Consider the following 16011-nt stretch of genomic DNA (forward strand, 5'->3'; position numbering starts at 1 on the left):
GCGGCCCTCCCGCCGGGATCGCCTGTCGCGCGCTCATTGCAGCAACTCCAACGCCAGCCCGGCTGCTTCGGTCCGGGTCTTCGCCCCCAGCTTGCGCATCCCCGCCCGGATGTGCGTCTCGACCGTCTCCCGGGAGATGCCCAGCAGCCCGGCGATGCGGCGGGTCGGCTCGCCCTGCGCCACCAGTCGCAGCACCTCGCGCTCCCGGTCGGTCAGCTCCATCCCGGCCCGCGGGCCCCGGGTCTCCCGCCGCACCGCGTGCCGGCGCAGCGCGCGGCGGGTGCGGCCCAGCAGCACCACCAGGCCGGCCTGTTCGGCCACCTGCTCGGCGCGCAGCAGCGGCGGCACCGCGCGGGACGCGTCCGCTTCGTACAGGCCGTGCGCGAGCAGGCAGCGCACCTCCTCGCGGCGCGCCACGTCGTGCCAGGCGGTCGCCGCCGGGTCGAACTCGGTGACCTTCGACGGGTCCGCCGCCACCGCCTGCCAGGCGGCCAGGGTCGCCTGCGCGGGCGCCGCCAGCTCGGCACCGTCGAGTTCGGGCGCCCGGTCACCGCCCGCCGCGTCGTAGGCCACCCAGCGCCCGGTGATCTGCGACAGCCCGGCCAGCAGCGGGGCGCGCCCGGCCGGCCGCAGCGGTGTCACCGCCTCCGGCTGGCCATCCAGCCAGGCCGCCTCGGCGGCCACCCAGTCCAGCAGACCGGCAACGCTCGCCGCCGGCCGGGCCGGTCGGGCGCCCAACCGGGCCCGGGCCGAGGCGAGCAGCCCGCCGTCGGCCTCGGCAAGCGCCGCCGCCGCCGTCGCGTACCCGTGTGCAACCGCCGGCAGGGTGCGGTCGACCAGCGCGACCGCGCGGCGCACCACGTCGTCGAGCTGTTCGCCGCGCAGCGCGGTGCACCACAGTTCGGCGGCGAGAAACCGGGTCTGCCACGAGTACGCCAGGTCGCTCCCGCACGCGTCGGCGGCCAGCCGGGCGTTCTCCGCGGCCTCCGCCAGCCGGCCGTCCGCGGCGAGCGTCTCCACCAGCAGCCATGCGCTCCACCGCGCGGCGAGTGCGTCCCCGGCGGCGCCGGCCGCCGCGGTGGCGGTGGCCAGTTCGCGCTCCCATCCGGTGCGGCGGCCGGCGGCGTCCACCGCGGCCAGCGCGGCGCGCAGCCCGGTGTGCTCCGGCGGGCGGCCGTGCCGGCGGGCGGCGGCCTCGGCCAGCTCGGCCGCCCGGGCCGGGTCGCGGCCCAGGGTGCCGAGCAGCAGCACCCGGTCGCGGGCGGCGACCACCTGCTGCTCGGCGGCGTCGGGCACCACGGTCACCGCCGCGACCGCCTCGGCGGCCTCGCCCAGCTGCAACAGCGCCTCGCCGCGCAGCACCGCACTGTCGGCGTCGACGGCGTCGCCCAGCGCACGCAGCGCCGCTCGTGGCCGACCGACCGCGAGCGCCGCCGCGGCGGCGTCCCGGCGTACCGCGGGACGCGGTTCGGCGCCGTCCAGCCCGCAGGCCAGCAACAGCAGGTCGGCCCGCTCCCCCGCGGTGGGTGCGGTGGCCGCCGCGGCGACGGCCCGCTGGTACGCCGGTTGGTCGTCACCGGCCGCGGCCAGGTGCCGGGCGGCCTCGGCGTCAGGGACCAGCTCGGCGAGCCGCCGGTGCACCCCGGCCCGCTCGTCGCTGCCGAGCAGCCCGGCCGCGACCTCCGCCACGTACGGCGAGACGGCGGCGATCAGGGTGCCCCCGCCGTCGTCGGGCTGCGCGACCACCAGCCCGGCGTCGACCAGCTCGGCCACGCCGGCGCCCAGCAGGCCACGCGCCGCCGGCCGGCGCAGCATGCCCAACGCCGCCATCGCGGTCCGGGCCGGCCGGGTCAGGTCGGCCAGCGCGTCGGCAACCGCGTGCGCCACCGCTCCGGCGCTGCCCGCATCGTCCGGCTCCGGCTGCCGCGACACCGATTCCGGGTGCGCCACCGCGTGCCGGGCGAGCGTCTCCACCGCGAGCGGTACGCCGCCGGCGCGGGCCACCACCTCGGCGAGGGAGGCGGCGCCCAGCCCGGGGGCGGTCCGCCGGGCCAGCTCGGTGGCCTGCTGCGGGGTCAGCGGCGGCAGTGCGAGCCAGGTGTCGCAGGCCTCGCGCAGCGCCGCCAGGGCAGCCGCGGGCAGCCGATGCGGGGTACGCAGCGACACCAGGACCCGGCAGTGCGCCGCCAGCGCCGGCAGCGTGCCGAGCGTGAGCGGGTCGGCCCACTGCAGGTCGTCGAGCACCAGCAGCCCGCCGCGCACCCGGGACCGGACCGCCTCGGCGGTCAGCGCGCCGTCCTCGATCGGGAGCCGGGCCCGCACCGCCCGGGACAGGGCGAGGCCGGGCACCGCCCGCAGGATGGCGAGGCCGCCCCCGGCGAACACGGTGCCGCCGAACCGGTCGGCCACCGCCCGCAGCGCATCGCTGCGGCCGGCGCCGGGCGCGCCGGTGACCACCACCAGGCCGGGCCGGGCCAGCCGGCCGGTCGCCACCGCGATCGGATCGGGCGCGGGCGCGGTCGGCCGCTGGTCGAGTCTCGGCGCGTCGGCGCCGGTCTGACCAGCAGTCGCGTCACGCACGTGGGCCTCCCCCGCGGGCTGGCACGAATCCGGGATCCTAGGTCGGTGAGGATATGCCTAGTGTGTGTGCCGGCAGGCGTCGGCCACGCACACCAGGCCTGCCACCAGAGTAGTAGGAGGTACCACCGGCCATGACCGACATGGACGGCGCCGAGAGCTTCGCGGCACACCGTGGTCGAGTCGTCACACACGGCGATTCCGGGGTGTTGCGATGAGTTCGGGTCCCCTCAGTTCCCGGGTCCAGGCGCTGTGCGGCGAGTGCGGGCCGCGACTGGCCGGCAGCACCCAGGCGGCCGTGGTCGACATCTCCCGCCGGCTGGGCGAGCCGTTGCGGGTCGCGATCGCCGGCCGGCTCAAGTCGGGCAAGTCGACCCTGGTCAACTCGCTGATCGGACGGCGGGTGGCGCCCACCGAGGTCGGCGAGTGCACCCGGCTGGTCACCCAGTTCCGGTACGGCACGACAGACCGGATCGACGTGGTGCGCCGGGACGGCTCCCGGGCCAGCCTGCCGCTGGACGAGTCGGGCATGATCCCGCAGAAGCTCGGGGTGCCCCGCGACGAGGTCGCCTACGTCGATGTCACGCTCACCTCCGACCGGCTCGAAGACCTCACCGTGGTCGACACGCCCGGCCTGTCGTCGACCAACTCGTCGATCTCCGACGAGGCCCGCCGGTTCCTGTTCAACGAGGCGCCGATCGACGACGACATCGACGACGACTCCGCCGGCGCGCTGTCCGGCGCCGAGGCGATCGTGTACGTGTTCACCCAGTCGGTGCGCGAGGACGACCTGCAGGCGCTGAAGTCGTTCCAGTCGATGTCCTCGAAGCTGTCGAGCAACCCGATCAACTCGCTCGGCCTGTTCAACAAGGTCGACAAGCTCTCCGGTACCGGCGACCCGTGGCCGGTGGCCGAGCCGCTGGCCAACCAGCAGGGCCAGGTGCTGCGCCGGGTGGTGTCCGACGTGGTACCGGTGATCGGGCTGCTCGCCGAGACCACCGAGGCCGGCCGGCTGACCGCCGCGGACTGCGAGGCGCTGCGCACCATCGCGTCGATGTCCGACACCGAGCGACAGGTGCTGCTCGCCTCCGTCGACCTGTTCATCGCCCGCGACTGCGCGGTGTCCAAGGCGCAGCGGGAGCGGCTGCTGCGGCTGCTGGACATCTACGGCGTGTCGTTCGCGGTGGCCCAGTTCGTCGCGAACCCGAGACTTGCCACCGGCGAGCTGGTCAAGCAGCTGTTCCTGGCATCGGGCTTCCCGCGGGCCCGCTCCACCCTGGAGCGGGCGTTTCGCTGGCGCACCGACGCGATCAAGGCCGGCTGGGCGCTGACCAGCCTGGAGAAGATCGCCGGGCACGCCGAGCGCCCCGCCGACCGTGAGCTGCTGCGCGACGCCGTCGAGCGGGTGCTGCAGCAGCCCGAGTACCACCGGCTGCGGATGCTGGACGTCGCGCAGCAGGTCACCACCGGCTCGGTGGCGCTGCCCGAAGACATGGAGAACGAGCTGACCCGGCTGGCACTGTCCGACGATCCGCACTGGATTCTCGGCATGTCCGGCGCCACCGTCGAGCAGCTCGCCAAGGCGGCGCTGGAGGCGGCGACGCGGTGGCGGGCGTTCGCGGTCGCCGGTGCCAGCCCCGCCCAGGCGCGGATCGCCCATGTCGTCCACCGCGGCTTCTTCCTGCTCTCCCAGCAGGTTCGAAAGAGTCAGCCCGCCTGAGTCGCGCGATGCGCTTCGGATAAAGGAGCCCCCCATGTCCTCGAGCAACCTCCGCGTCGTCGCCGCCGGTGTCGCCGCGATAGTCGCCGTACTCACCGGCATCGTCGGCGGCTGGGTCGGCGCCAAGACCGGGACCTGCACCCTGCAGGTGCAGACCACCCCGGCCGACGGTGCCGCACCGGGTAGCTCCGACGGCCGCGGCGTGATCAGCCGCAGCGCCGGCTGCGAGTCGAGCTTCTCGGTGCAGACCGCCGCGGTCGGATTCGTCGGCGCCGGGCTGGCCGGCGGCGTCGCCGTCGCGCTGCTGTTCGCCGCCCGCCGCGACAACGACAAAGAGTCGACGGTCACCTCGGCGCCGCCCGCCGCCGGCGCCGACCCCGGCCTCGCCCAGCGCGCCGAGCAGGCCGAGACCGAGCGCGGCAGCCTGATCCAGACCTGCGTGTACGTGCGGGATCGCGCCACCAGCAAGGCGATCGCCGACGTGCTGGGCCGGTCGCTGCAGGAGGTGGGTGTGACGACCGTGGCGCCGGTCGGCGCCCGGTTCGACCCGGCGCACCATGAGGCCGGCGGGGCCACCCCCACCACCGATTCGGCCCTCGCCGGCACCATCGCCGCGGTCGAGGTACCCGGCTACGTCGACCGCGGTGTCGTGCTACGCGCCCCCGTGGTCACCGTGTACAAGGAAGAGGGACGGCAGTGAGCGCACCGGCCAAGACCAACCAGGCCTCGAACACCGCCGCTCTGGAGAAGCTGCTGCGCGGCGCGGTCGACGCGGGCCTCGCACACCTGCGCCGTATCGACCCGGACGCCGCGTCCGACCTCGACGTGCTCCGCCGTCGCGAGCAGACCGTGCCGAGCATCGTGGTGGTCGGCGAGACCAAGCGGGGCAAGAGTTCGCTGACCAACGCACTGATCGGGGTACCGAACCTGTCCCCGGTCGACGCCGCCGTCGCCACCAGCTCGTACCTGGAGTTCGTGCACGGGCCGCAGCCGGCCGCGCAGGCGTACATCCCGGGGCGGGAGGACCCGATCCCGGTGCGCATCGAGGACATCCGCGACTACGGCACCGTGCTCGGCCGGCTGCCCGAGGGGGTCCGGCCGCCACGCCGGCTGGAGATCTTCCACCCGGCGCCGATGCTGCAGTACGCCTCGCTGCTGGACACCCCCGGTGTCGGTGGGCTCGACTCGCTGCACGCCGAGGTCGCCCTCGACGCGGTGGAGCGGGCCACCGCGCTGCTGTTCGTGGTCGACGCGTCCGCGCCGTTCTCCCAGCCGGAACTGAACTTCCTGATCGAGGCCAGCAAGCGGGTCAACATGGTGCTGTTCGCGCTGACCAAGGTCGACGCGTACCCGGGGTGGCGGACCATCCTGGACGACGACCGGTCGCTGCTGCGCGCGCACGCGCCGCGGTTCGCCTCCGCGCCGTTCTTCCCGGTCTCGTCCCGGCTGGCCGAACTGGCGCTGCAGATGCCCGCCGACGCCGCCGCCGAGATCGTCAAGGAGTCGCGGGTCGCCGAACTGCAGCACGGGCTGATCGGGCTGGCCGCCAAGGGCACCGCGCTCAAGACGGCCAACACGCTGCGCGCGGTGCGTACCGAGTTCGTCCGGCTGGACCTGAGTGTCGGTGACCGGATGAAGTCGGCCGACCCGGACCCGGCGCTGCTGGAGCGGCTCAAGGAGGAACGCGGCAAGGTCAACTCGCGCAAGCGGTCGGAGACCAAGCAGTGGTCGCTGGCGCTCAACACCGAGACCCAGCGGGCCCGGGTCGACGCCCAGTCCCGGCTGCGCAAGTACATCACCCAGCTGCAGGACGACTTCGGCAAGACCATCGAGAAGGGCTCCGGCGGCGACATCAAGAAGCTGCCGTACGAGGTGGACCGCGCGCTGTACGCGGTGTCGATCCGACTGTCGGCCGACCTGGAGCACCGGTTCCGGGTCATCGGGCAGCGCATCCTGGCCAGCGTGTTCAGCCCGCAGGAGCTCAACTACGTGCTGCGCCGGCTCAACGCCAAGCTGCGCACCGCGATGACCGCCAAGCCACAGAAGGAGGGCTCCGGCGACCAGTCGCTCGTGGTGATGTCGGCCTTCAGCACCGGCCGCGGGCTGTACTCGCTGGCCAGCGCCGGCGGCGCGACTCTCGGCGCGTCCGCCCTGGCCGGCGGCATCGTGGTGCCGGTCGTCGGGGTCGGGATCGGCCTCGCCGCCGGCGCGTTCATGATGTGGCGGCGCAAGGTGCAGGCCAACCGGTCGCAGGCCAAGGTGTGGCTGCGGGAGGTGCTCGGCGAGTCCCGGGCGGCACTGTCCGACGAGATCGCGACCCGATTCACCGACTTGCAGTACGCCCTGACACTGGCGTTGGACGAGGCGATCGAGCGGCGGCTCAAGCAGCTCGACGGGCAGATCGCCGAGATCGACAAGACGATGGTCGAGGACAAGAACAGCCGGCAGAAGAAGCGTGCCGACCTGCAGAAGGAGCGCGAGCAGCTGCGGGCCCGGATCAAACAACTCGACGAGGTGCTGATCAAGGCGCGCGGCATCGCGCCGGCGGCCCCGTCGGACACGCAGGGGGGATAGTCGGCCATGGACGAGCACGGCGGGCCGATCTTCGGCGACCACGACAGCGGCGCCGACGACGGGTACGGGACCGACCACACCGACTCCGGTGACCCGGTCACCGGCGGGTTGGACGGCGACGAGCTGGCTGAGCACGGGCTGGGCGACCACGGGTACGGCGACGAGCACCTCGACGTCGACCAGCACGACCAGGATCTCGATCCCGACACCGGGTCGCACGACGGGGCCGGCGACGGTCTCGGGCTGGAGTACGGCGAGCTGTCCGACGACGACGGCCGCGGCGAGCCGACGGACGTGCCCGGCACCGACCCGTTCAGCGACGTGGACGAGGACGACCAGCAGGCGCCGGACCTCGACCCCGACCCGGTGCCCGGTACCGACCCGGACCTCGACCTGGTGGGCGACGATCCGGCCTGGGCGGCCGAGGACGTGTTCCCGCCGCAGCTGGAGATCGGTGAGCCGCCGGAGCCGGTGGACGGCTTCCCGTGGAGCGATCCCGCCGTGCTCGGCGAGCAGCACGACCTGTCGGTGCAGAGCCCGTCCGATCCGGGGGCGCAGCCGGCCGGCTCGGCCGCCGACCTGTTCGACTACGACGGTCGGTCGGTGCCCGACGGTGTCGACCCGTGGCAGGCACTGGCAGGCTCGGACGACCCCGCCACCAGCTCGCTCGCCCGCTTCTGGGCCCCGGGCGGCTGACCCGCGGCGCCGGGCCACCGAGTCCGCCCCGCGCCGGGCCCCTGTTTCCGGTGCCGGACCATCCCATCCCTGGCCCGGCACCGAGCCACCGTGGCTGGCACCAGCGACGATCGCTGCTGCCAGGCACGGTCGGTTGCCGGTGCCGGCATGGTCGTTCAGCCCAGGTCGTTCACGACCCGTCGCGAACGACCTGCGGCTGTCACTACTCCGCCTGGGCGCGGTCGACTGGCGTGGACCGCGCCGGTGTGCCGACCCGGCGGGTCAGCGAGCCACCGCGTAGACCAGCAGGCCCACGAACGCCAGCACCAGCACGACCGCCACCACCAGGGTGCCGACCACTGCCGGCTCCTGGTACCAGTTGCGCCCCGAGCCGTCCTCGGCGGCTGCGGTGGCGGCGGGCGGCGCCGCGGCCATCGGCCGCTGCGGCGCCGCCATCGGGGCGGCGGTGGGCCGCATCGGCGCCTGCTGCACCGGCGGGCGCGGGCCGGCCTGCTGTACCGGCGGGCGCGGCGCCGGGGTCGGCGCCGGACGCGGCGGGCTCGGGATCACCGGCCGGGCCGGGGGCCGGTTGCCGGCCGGGGCCGGCCGGACCGGCGGCCGGTGCTGCGGCTGTACCGGCCGCGGCGGGATCGCCGGACGCTGGTTGGGCGGCCCGCCCACCGCGAGCGAACCCTCCACCACGACGGTCTCCGGCTGCTCCAGCGCGGTCGGCGCCACCCCGAGGGTGGTGTGCACGAGGTGCCCGGCCAGCGGGATCCGGCTGGACCCGCCGACCAGGAAGATGCCGACCAGGTCGCGGGGCGTCAGCCGGGCCTCGGAGATGGTGCGCTGCAGGCACTCCACCGTCCGCTCCAGGTGCGGGCGGATCAGCGACTCCAGCTCCTCGCGGGTGACGTGCGCGTCCACCTCCAGCGCCGGCAGGTGGATGTCCGAGCTGGAGGTACGCGACAGCATCTCCTTCGCGCCGCGCACGTCCTCGTACAGCATGCGGCGGTAGCGGCGGTCACCGGACTCACGGGGGTTGATCAACCGCGCCCACAGCTCCGGGTGCGACTGCGAGTACGTCTTGCCGAGGTGCTCGATGATGGCGTGGTCGAAGTCGAGACCGCCGACGTCGGGCAGGCCTTCCTCGGCGAGCACCTCGAAACCCGACTGGGTGCGGCGCACCACGGTGGCGTCGAAGGTTCCGCCACCCAGGTCGTAGATGGCCAGCGATCGGCCCACCGGCACCGCGGTGCCCAGCACGGCGGTGAAGTAGGACGCGGCGCCGACCGGCTCGGCGATCAGCTGCGGCCGGGGCAGCCCGGCCAGCCGGGCACCCTCCACCAGCAGGCTGCGCCGCCGCTCACCCCACCGGGCCGGGTGGGTCATGCGCAACTGCTCGGGCATCCCACCGATCTGCCGGCGGGCCTCGGTGATCACCTGCTCCAGCACGTACGCGATCACCCGCGGCACCGGGATCTCCTGGTCGCCCAGGAACACGGTGCCGTCGTCGATGCGGCGCTTCGGGTTCGGTTCGAACCGGGTGGGGTCGACCCGGGCGTTACGCTCCGCGTCCCGCCCCACCAGCATCCGGCCATCGGGGGCCAGATAGACCGAGGAAGGCAGCAGCGGTGACCCGTCGAACAACAGTGGCCGAACCCGCCCATCGGGCATTCGGAGCATGGCCACTGTGTTCGACGTGCCGAAGTCGATTCCGAGCACGCGCATACAAGATCTCCCTCCTCGCCGGACACGATACTGCCCGGGTGCCCGTGCCCGGTGTGCCGGCGGGGCGGGTCGACAAACGAGGGTGTCGGGCAGGGATACTCGGCGGGTGAACAGCCAGCAGGAGCCCACCACCCACAGCGGCCGGTATCCGTACCTGGACGCACCGTTGCCGTTGGCGTTCGCGCACCGCGGCGGCGCGGCGGACGGTGACGAGAACACCGTCGCGGCGTTCCAGCGCTCCGCCGACCTCGGCTACCGGTACGTCGAGACCGACGTGCGGGCCACCGCCGACGGCGTACCGGTGATCTTCCACGACGCCGACCTGACCCGCCTGGCCGGGCGCAACGTGGCGCTGGAGACGCTGCGGTTCGCCGACCTGGCGACGATCCGGGTCGGCGGCGAGCAGGCCGTACCGAAGCTGGTGGACGTGCTCGACGCGTGGCCGAAGCTGCGGTTCAACCTGGACGTGAAGTCGTGGCCGGCGGTGCGGCCGCTGGTCGAGGCGATCCGGGCGACCGGTGCGGTGGAGCGGGTGCTGGTCGCGTCGTTCTCCGACCGGCGGCTCGCCGCGGTGCGCCGCGAGCTGGGCCCACGGCTGGCGACCTCGCTCGGCCCGGCCGCCCTCGCCCGGCTGCGCGCGGTGTCGGTCGCCGGGCACAGCATGCTGGGGCTCACCCCGGGGGTGCCGGCCGCGCAGGTGCCGGTACGGCTGGGACCGCTGCGGGTGGTCGACCGGCGCTTCGTGGCCTACGCGCACCGGCTGGGCGTGCAGGTGCACGTGTGGACCATCGACGAGCCGGCCGAGATGCACCGGCTGCTGGACCTCGGTGTGGACGGGATCATGACCGATCGGATCGACGTGCTGCGGGAAGTGTTACTCGCTCGTGGCCAATGGGACGCCTGACGGCTTGACGGCACCCGCATGATCGTCTCGGAGGCTGTCGGGGCCCGGCACGACCGATGATGTGATCCCGCACAGCCGCTCGGGTCCGCGAGCGACCGGAGCAGGCCGACGGCAGGAGACGGCGAGCATGAGCACCACCGCACCGGCGGACGAGCTGACCAGCAGCCGCCGCGAGCGCGTCGGCTGGTACTTCTACGACTGGGCCAACTCGGCGTTCGCCACCACGGTGATCACCGTGTTCCTCGGCCCGTTCCTGACCCAGGTCGCGAAGCAGGCGGCCGGCTGCGGTTCGGGCAGTTGCACCGGCGTCCGGCTGCACCCGTTGGGCATCCCGGTCGCGCCCGGCGCTTTCTACGCCTACCTGGTGTCGCTGTCGGTGATCCTGACCGTGGTGGTGCTGCCGATCGTCGGTGCGGTCGCCGACCGGTCGGCACGCAAGAAGCGACTGCTCGCCGTGTTCGCCTACCTCGGTGCGGCGGCGACCGTCGGGATGGTGGCGGTCGGCGGCGGCCGGTACCTGCTGGGCGGGGCGCTGTTCCTGGTCGCGAACATCAGCCTGGGCGCCAGCGTGGTGGTGTACAACTCGTTCCTGCCGCAACTGGCCGGCGCCGACAAGCGGGACTCGATCTCGTCGATCGGGTGGGCGATCGGCTACCTGGGTGGCGGGCTGCTGCTGGCCGGCAACCTGGTGGCGGTGTTCGCCTTCGGTACCAACCTGACCGTGGCCCGCTGGTGCATCGTGTCGGCCGGGCTGTGGTGGGCGGCGTTCACCACGGTGCCGGTGCTGCTGCTGCGGGAGCGACCCGGTACCGCGCACACCGCACGCTCCGGCGGGCTGCTCGACGGGTTCCGGCAGCTGGGGCACACCCTGGCCGGGCTGCGGGCGTACCCGTTGACGTTGTTCTTCTGGGTGGCGTACCTGATCTACAACGACGGCATCCAGACGGTGCTGAGCCAGGCGAGTGTGTTCGCCACCGAGGAGCTGAAGCTCGGTACCGACACGCTGACCGCGACGATCCTGGTCATCCAGTTCCTCGCGTTCGGCGGAGCGCTGCTGCTGGGGTGGCTGGCCAAGCTGATCGGCGCCTGGAAGTCGGTGCTGCTGTCGCTGGTGCTGTGGGTGGTGGTGGTCGGCTGCGCCTACTTCGTCCCGGCGCACAACGTGCTGCTGTTCGTGGCACTGGGTTCGGGAATCGGGCTGGTGATGGGCGGCAGCCAGGCGCTGTCTCGCTCGCTGTACTCGCAGCTGGTGCCCGCCGGGCGGGAGGCGGAGTACTTCGGGCTCTACGAGATCGGCGACAAGGGCACCAGCTGGCTGGGGCCGCTGCTGTTCGGACTGGTGTTCCAGCTGACCGGCAGCTACCGGCTGGGCGTGGTGTCGCTGCTGGTGTTCTTCGTGGCCGGGCTGATCGCGCTGGCGCTGGTGCCGATGCGCCGGGCCATCACCGCGGCCGGTAACACCCCGCCCCGGCTGCTCTGACCGACGGTCGCTCCGGCGCGCGGGAGCGGTCCCGCTAAGGTTGCGGCTCGTGACAGCCGACCTCGACGACCTCAGCGCGCTGGCCCGGCCGGTACCGCGGGGTGACACCTACCAGCCCGCCCGGTTGAAGTTCTTCCACGGTCCGATGGACTGCGGCAAGTCGACGCTGGCGCTGCAGATGGATCACAACCACGCCCGGCAGGGCCGCCGCGGCCTGCTGCTGACCCGGCTGGACCGGTCCGGCGCGGCGCGCATCTCCACCCGGATCGGGCTGGATCGCCGGGCCATCGAGGTCACCGACGAGTTGGACCTGCGGGAGCTGGTGCGCGGCAAGTGGGCGCTGGGCGCCCGCATCGACTACCTGATCTGCGACGAGGTGCAGTTCTTCGCCGTCGACCAGGTCGAGCAGCTGGCCGATCTGGTCGACCACGCCGACATCGACGTGTACGCGTTCGGGCTGGCCACCGACTTCCGCAGCGAGCTGTTCCCGGCCACCAAGCGGCTGCTGGAGCTGGCCGACGGGGTGTACCAGCTGCAGGTGGAGGTGCTGTGCTGGTGCGGCCGGCGCGGCCGGCTCAACGCCCGCGTGGTGGGCAACCGGGTGGTACGCGAGGGTGAGCAGGTGTTGACCGGCGACACCGGCCGCGACGACCCGGTGCACTACCAGGTGCTGTGCCGGGCGCACTACCGGTCCGGCGATCTGGGGCCGGCGGCGCCGGCGGCCGGCCAACTGCCGCTGGGCTGAGCCGCCCGGCTCGCCGGTGCCGGGTTCGAGGCGCCCGGCTCGCTGGTCCGGGTTGGGCCGTCCGGTCAGCTGGCGCTGGGCGCAGCGGTCGTCCCGCTGGCCGGGTCGTCGGTGCCGGGAGCCGGACCGGTGTGCTCGGCCGGGGTGGCGCGGGAGGCCGGGGTGGCGCGGGAGGCCGGGATCGCGGCAGCGCGCCGGGACAGAAACTTGCGCGCCGCGGCGTGACCGGCCGCGTAGAGGGTGCGCTGGGTTTCCCGGTCGATGCCGAAGTCGAGGGTGGACACCCCGTGGGTGTCCACGAACAGGGTCCGCGCGGTGGTGTTCTCGTCGTCCAGGTGGTAGGCGTCGTGCGCGTCCAGCAGGGTGTGCAGCGCGGCGAAAGCGAGGTCGATCGGCCCGTCGATGGCGTGGCTGATCTGCCGGGCCGCCGGCCGGCCGGACAGCTTCACCCCGTAGGTCGGCCACCGGTTCGGCTTGCCGTCGGTGCGGTCGAACACGTCGATCGGGAAGTTCGACAGCATGCCGCCGTCGACCAGGGTGCACTCCCCCAGCCCGTGCCCGGCGGTCAGCGTCACCGGCCGGAAGAAGAACGGGTACGACATCGACGCGCGCACCGCGAGCGCCACCGGCTGCTCGTCGGCGTCCAGGCCGTAGTGCTGGTAGTCCCAGGGCAGCCGGACCAGCTGGCCGCGGGACAGGTCGGAGGCGACGACGACCAGTCGGTAGCGCCGATCGGGCGGCAGCGAGGTGCCGGGGTCGTCGTCGATGCGCAGGTCGCCCCAGGTGTGCACGCCGCGCTCGGCGAGTTGCCGTTCGATCCAGTGCAGCGCGACGTCGCCCTTGTAGACGCCGTCGTGCAGCAGCAGCTCGATGCCCTTGCCGAGCAGCCCGAACCGGTCGAGCACGGTCGGGTCGGCGAACGAGCGGTAGTCGAGCGTCTCCATCAGCTCGACCAGTTCGCGCACCGGCCGGCCGGCCTGCTGGCAGGCGGCGCACAGCGCGCCGACGATCGCGCCGGCGGAGGCGCCGGCGATGCGGGGGAAGCTCAGGCCCCGCTCGGCCAGCTCCTCGATCGCGCCGAGCAGCCCGATCCCCTTGACCCCGCCGCCCTCCAGCACCAGGTCGGCGTAGCGCGAGTTGTCCATGGCGGTGGCCCTTCCGGCGTTGCGGTCCTACCCGTTCGAGCCTAGCCGCCAGCACGACAAACCGGTCACCAGACCATCCGGTCTACTCGTCGGTAACCAAGCCTGGCAGACTGCACTCATGAACCGGTACGTGCAGACCATGCCCGCCCTGCCCGACGTGTACGCCGCCGACCCGGTGCTGCGCAGCTGGCTGGACCGGCTGCTCGGCGCGGACGGGCACGCCGCCGCCCGCGGCCGCCTCACCGCACTGTCCGACGACGTACGCGACAGCCTGCGCGCCGCGCACACCGACGCCGAGACGCACCCGCCGGTGCTGCACCGGTACGGGCCGTTCGGCGAGCGCATCGACCGGATCGAGACCGCGCCGGGCTGGCAGGCGCTGCGCGCCGCGGCGGCCCGGCACGCGCTGGTGGCGCTGCCGTACCAGTCGCAGGCCCGGGCGGTGTGGGGCGCCGGCGCCCGGGTCGTGCAGTACGCGCTGCTCTACCTGTACGGGCCGGAGTCCGCGACGTTCAACTGCCCGCTGGCGATGGCCGACGGGGCCAGCGCGCTGCTGTCCCGCCCGGAGGTCGACCCGGCGCTGCGGGACACCTGGCTGCCGCGGCTGACCGCCACCGACCCGGACGTCGCGATCACCTCCGGGCAGTGGATGACCGAGGCGCAGGGCGGCTCGGACGTGTCCGGCAGCACCACCATGGCCCGCCGCGACGGCGACGGCTGGCGGCTGACCGGCGAGAAGTGGTTCTGCTCGGCGGCCGACTCGGCGATGGCGATCGCGCTCGCCACCCCGGACGGCGGCACCGGGCTGAGCCCGTTCCTGGTGCCGCGCTACGCCGCGGACTCGCCGCTGGGCGCCGGCCTCGCCGCCGACGCGCCGGCACCCGGGGTGCGGGTGCACCGGCTCAAGGACAAGCTCGGTACCCGAGCGCTGCCGACCGCGGAGATCGGCCTGACCGACGCGTACGCGCTGCCCGTCGGGGAACCCGACGAGCATGGCGTGGCCCGGATGATGACACTGCTGCGCATCGCCCGGCTGCACAACGCCGCCGCGTCGTCGGCCGGGATGCGCCGCGGGCTGTGGCTGGCCCGGGCGTACGCCGGCGAGCGGCGGGTGTTCGGCGCCCCGCTGGTCGAGGCGCCGCTGCACCGGGCCACCCTGGGCCGGCTCGCCGTGCACGCGGAGGCGGCGCACGCCCTGGCCGCGCACGGGTTCGCGCTGCTGGGCCGGGTCGAGGTGGCCGGCGACGAGGACGCCGCGGCCGAGCTGCGGCTCGCCGCGACGCTGGCGAAGCTCGCCACCGGCCGGCTCGCCGTCTCGTCCGCCTCGGAGTACGTGGAGTGCTTCGGCGGCGCCGGTTACGTGGAGGACACCGGCATCCCGCGGCTGATCCGGGACGCGCAGGTGCTGCCGATCTGGGAGGGCACCACCAACGTGCTGGCACTGGATCTGCCGCGGGCGATCGCCGGGCGCGGCGCGCACCGGCCGCTGCTGGCCCGCATCGCCGCGGCGGCGCGGGACGCCGGCGCGGCGGGCGGGCGGTGGCTGGGCCCGGCGGGTACCGCGCTGGGCGACGCGCACGCGCGGTTGACCGCCGCCACCGACGCGGTCGCGACCGACCCGACCGCCCGCCGGGTCACCGTGGGCGCCCGTACCCTCGCGCTGCGGCTGGCGGACGCCTACGCGGCGGCGTTGCTGGTCGAGCAGGCGCTGTACGAGGCGGAGCGCGGCGACCAGCGGGCTTCCGCGGTCGCGGCGCTGTGGTGCGCCGACCGGCTCACCGGCGCCGACGTCGCGGCGGAGGCGGACGCGTCGTTCGAGTCGCTGGTGGACGGGACGCCGCTGAGCTGATGCCCCGGGTGCCGCGGCCCGCCGCCGGCCGCGGCACGTTCAGCCGTCGGTGCCGTCGGTGCCGTCGGTACCGTCCGGGCTCGGCGGCGACTCCTCGGCGGCGGCGACCTCCAGGCGGAAGTGCCCGGCCGAGTGGACCATCATCGCAACGACCCCGCTGGCCAGCACCGCGACCCCGGCGTACCAGCGGATGTGCCAGAAACCGGCGACCACGCCGACGAATCCGAGCAGCTGCGCGACCGCGCGGCTGAGCCGGACCAGCCGCGAGTCGCTGGTCCGCCGCCGGAAGTCCTCCTGCCGGCTGACCAGTACCAGCGCGGCCAGCAGCGGGATCGCGACCGAGAACGCGAGCACGCAGACGGTCGCCGACCGGTTCAGGCTGCTCGCGGTCAGGAACGGCTGCACCAGCACCAGGCCGACCGCGATCAGCCCGCCGTAGATCAGGTTGTTCTGCCGGACCCACTCCTGCTGCTGGTCGGGGGCGCGGCTGGCCTGCCGGAGGCGTTCGGCCTGCCGCTGGGCGCGCTCGCTGGTCCGCCGGGCCTGCTCCTTGGCCTCCCGCCGCTGCTCGCTGCGCCGTTCCGGATCGACTGCCACGATCGTCATCCTCC

The 16011-nt window shown here is 74.1% G+C and carries 12 protein-coding genes; 8 read left to right on the plus strand and 4 right to left on the minus strand.

All coding sequences use genetic code 11. The features are described 5' to 3' along the window. Positions 1-33 precede the first annotated feature (33 nt). Positions 34-2580, minus strand: coding sequence for a LuxR C-terminal-related transcriptional regulator (locus Athai_RS34145; RefSeq protein WP_239156928.1), 2547 nt, complete (start codon positions 2578-2580; stop codon positions 34-36). 211 nt (positions 2581-2791) lie between these two features. Here Athai_RS34145 and Athai_RS14290 point away from each other — a divergent pair, with 211 nt between their 5' ends. Genes Athai_RS14290 through Athai_RS14305 form a run of 4 tightly spaced genes read left to right on the plus strand, consistent with a single transcriptional unit; the run spans position 2792 to position 7567 of the window. Beyond that, positions 2792-4297 carry a dynamin family protein gene (locus tag Athai_RS14290; protein WP_203961937.1) on the plus strand — a complete coding sequence of 502 codons (1506 nt, stop codon included), beginning with the start codon at positions 2792-2794 and terminating at the stop codon, positions 4295-4297. A gap of 34 nt (positions 4298-4331) precedes the next feature. Continuing rightward, positions 4332-4997: a nucleotide exchange factor GrpE gene (locus Athai_RS14295; protein WP_203961938.1), complete on the plus strand. Its 666-nt coding sequence runs from the start codon at positions 4332-4334 to the stop codon at positions 4995-4997. Then, positions 4994-6871 carry a dynamin family protein gene (locus Athai_RS14300; protein ID WP_239156929.1) on the plus strand — a complete coding sequence of 626 codons (1878 nt, stop codon included), beginning with the start codon at positions 4994-4996 and terminating at the stop codon, positions 6869-6871. The genes Athai_RS14295 and Athai_RS14300 overlap by 4 nt, the downstream gene beginning before the upstream one ends. 6 nt (positions 6872-6877) lie before the next feature. Further along, positions 6878-7567 (plus strand): hypothetical protein, encoded by a 690-nt coding sequence (locus Athai_RS14305; RefSeq protein WP_203961939.1) that lies wholly within the window; start codon positions 6878-6880, stop codon positions 7565-7567. Positions 7568-7828: 261 nt separating this feature from the next. Here the strand turns inward: Athai_RS14305 and Athai_RS14310 are convergent, their stop codons facing one another. After that, positions 7829-9277, minus strand: a complete 1449-nt coding sequence (locus Athai_RS14310; RefSeq protein ID WP_239156930.1) for an Hsp70 family protein — start codon at positions 9275-9277, stop codon at positions 7829-7831. Positions 9278-9383: 106 nt separating this feature from the next. Between Athai_RS14310 and Athai_RS14315 the strand changes: the two genes are divergently transcribed. The 3 genes from Athai_RS14315 (at position 9384) to Athai_RS14325 (ending at position 12406) form a co-directional block, all read left to right on the plus strand. Continuing rightward, positions 9384-10181, plus strand: a complete 798-nt coding sequence (locus tag Athai_RS14315) for a glycerophosphodiester phosphodiesterase family protein (protein WP_239156931.1) — start codon at positions 9384-9386, stop codon at positions 10179-10181. 127 nt (positions 10182-10308) lie between these two features. Further along, positions 10309-11661: an MFS transporter gene (locus tag Athai_RS14320; RefSeq protein ID WP_203961942.1), complete on the plus strand. Its 1353-nt coding sequence runs from the start codon at positions 10309-10311 to the stop codon at positions 11659-11661. Between the two features lie 79 nt (positions 11662-11740). Next, on the plus strand, positions 11741-12406 hold the full coding sequence (locus tag Athai_RS14325; protein ID WP_239157406.1) for a thymidine kinase: 666 nt from the start codon (positions 11741-11743) through the stop codon (positions 12404-12406). 65 nt (positions 12407-12471) lie between these two features. Here Athai_RS14325 and Athai_RS14330 read toward each other — a convergent pair whose 3' ends face one another. Continuing rightward, a complete protein-coding gene (locus Athai_RS14330) occupies positions 12472-13551 on the minus strand; it encodes a patatin-like phospholipase family protein (RefSeq protein ID WP_203961943.1) in 1080 nt (359 codons plus the stop codon). A gap of 118 nt (positions 13552-13669) precedes the next feature. On the opposite strand from Athai_RS14330, the gene Athai_RS14335 reads away from it, so the two are divergent. Next, positions 13670-15400 carry an acyl-CoA dehydrogenase family protein gene (locus tag Athai_RS14335; RefSeq protein ID WP_203961944.1) on the plus strand — a complete coding sequence of 577 codons (1731 nt, stop codon included), beginning with the start codon at positions 13670-13672 and terminating at the stop codon, positions 15398-15400. A 39-nt stretch (positions 15401-15439) separates the two neighbouring features. On the opposite strand, the gene Athai_RS14340 is transcribed toward Athai_RS14335, so the two are convergent. Beyond that, positions 15440-15997 (minus strand): APC family permease, encoded by a 558-nt coding sequence (locus tag Athai_RS14340; protein WP_203961945.1) that lies wholly within the window; start codon positions 15995-15997, stop codon positions 15440-15442. Positions 15998-16011: the final 14 nt, after the last annotated feature.

Origin of the sequence: Actinocatenispora thailandica, from assembly GCF_016865425.1 — a bacterium.
Classification (GTDB): domain Bacteria; phylum Actinomycetota; class Actinomycetes; order Mycobacteriales; family Micromonosporaceae; genus Actinocatenispora; species Actinocatenispora thailandica.

Excerpts from the sequence above, each read along its gene's own strand:
- Athai_RS14320 (WP_203961942.1), top strand. The coding sequence starts at position 10,309 with ATGAGCACCACCGCACCGGCGGACGAGCTGACCAGCAGCCGCCGCGAG.
- Athai_RS14295 (WP_203961938.1), top strand. The coding sequence starts at position 4,332 with ATGTCCTCGAGCAACCTCCGCGTCGTCGCCGCCGGTGTCGCCGCGATA.
- Athai_RS14335 (WP_203961944.1), top strand. The coding sequence starts at position 13,670 with ATGAACCGGTACGTGCAGACCATGCCCGCCCTGCCCGACGTGTACGCC.
- Athai_RS14290 (WP_203961937.1), top strand. The coding sequence starts at position 2,792 with ATGAGTTCGGGTCCCCTCAGTTCCCGGGTCCAGGCGCTGTGCGGCGAG.
- Athai_RS14330 (WP_203961943.1), bottom strand. The coding sequence starts at position 13,551 with ATGGACAACTCGCGCTACGCCGACCTGGTGCTGGAGGGCGGCGGGGTC.
- Athai_RS14310 (WP_239156930.1), bottom strand. The coding sequence starts at position 9,277 with ATGCGCGTGCTCGGAATCGACTTCGGCACGTCGAACACAGTGGCCATG.
- Athai_RS14305 (WP_203961939.1), top strand. The coding sequence starts at position 6,878 with ATGGACGAGCACGGCGGGCCGATCTTCGGCGACCACGACAGCGGCGCC.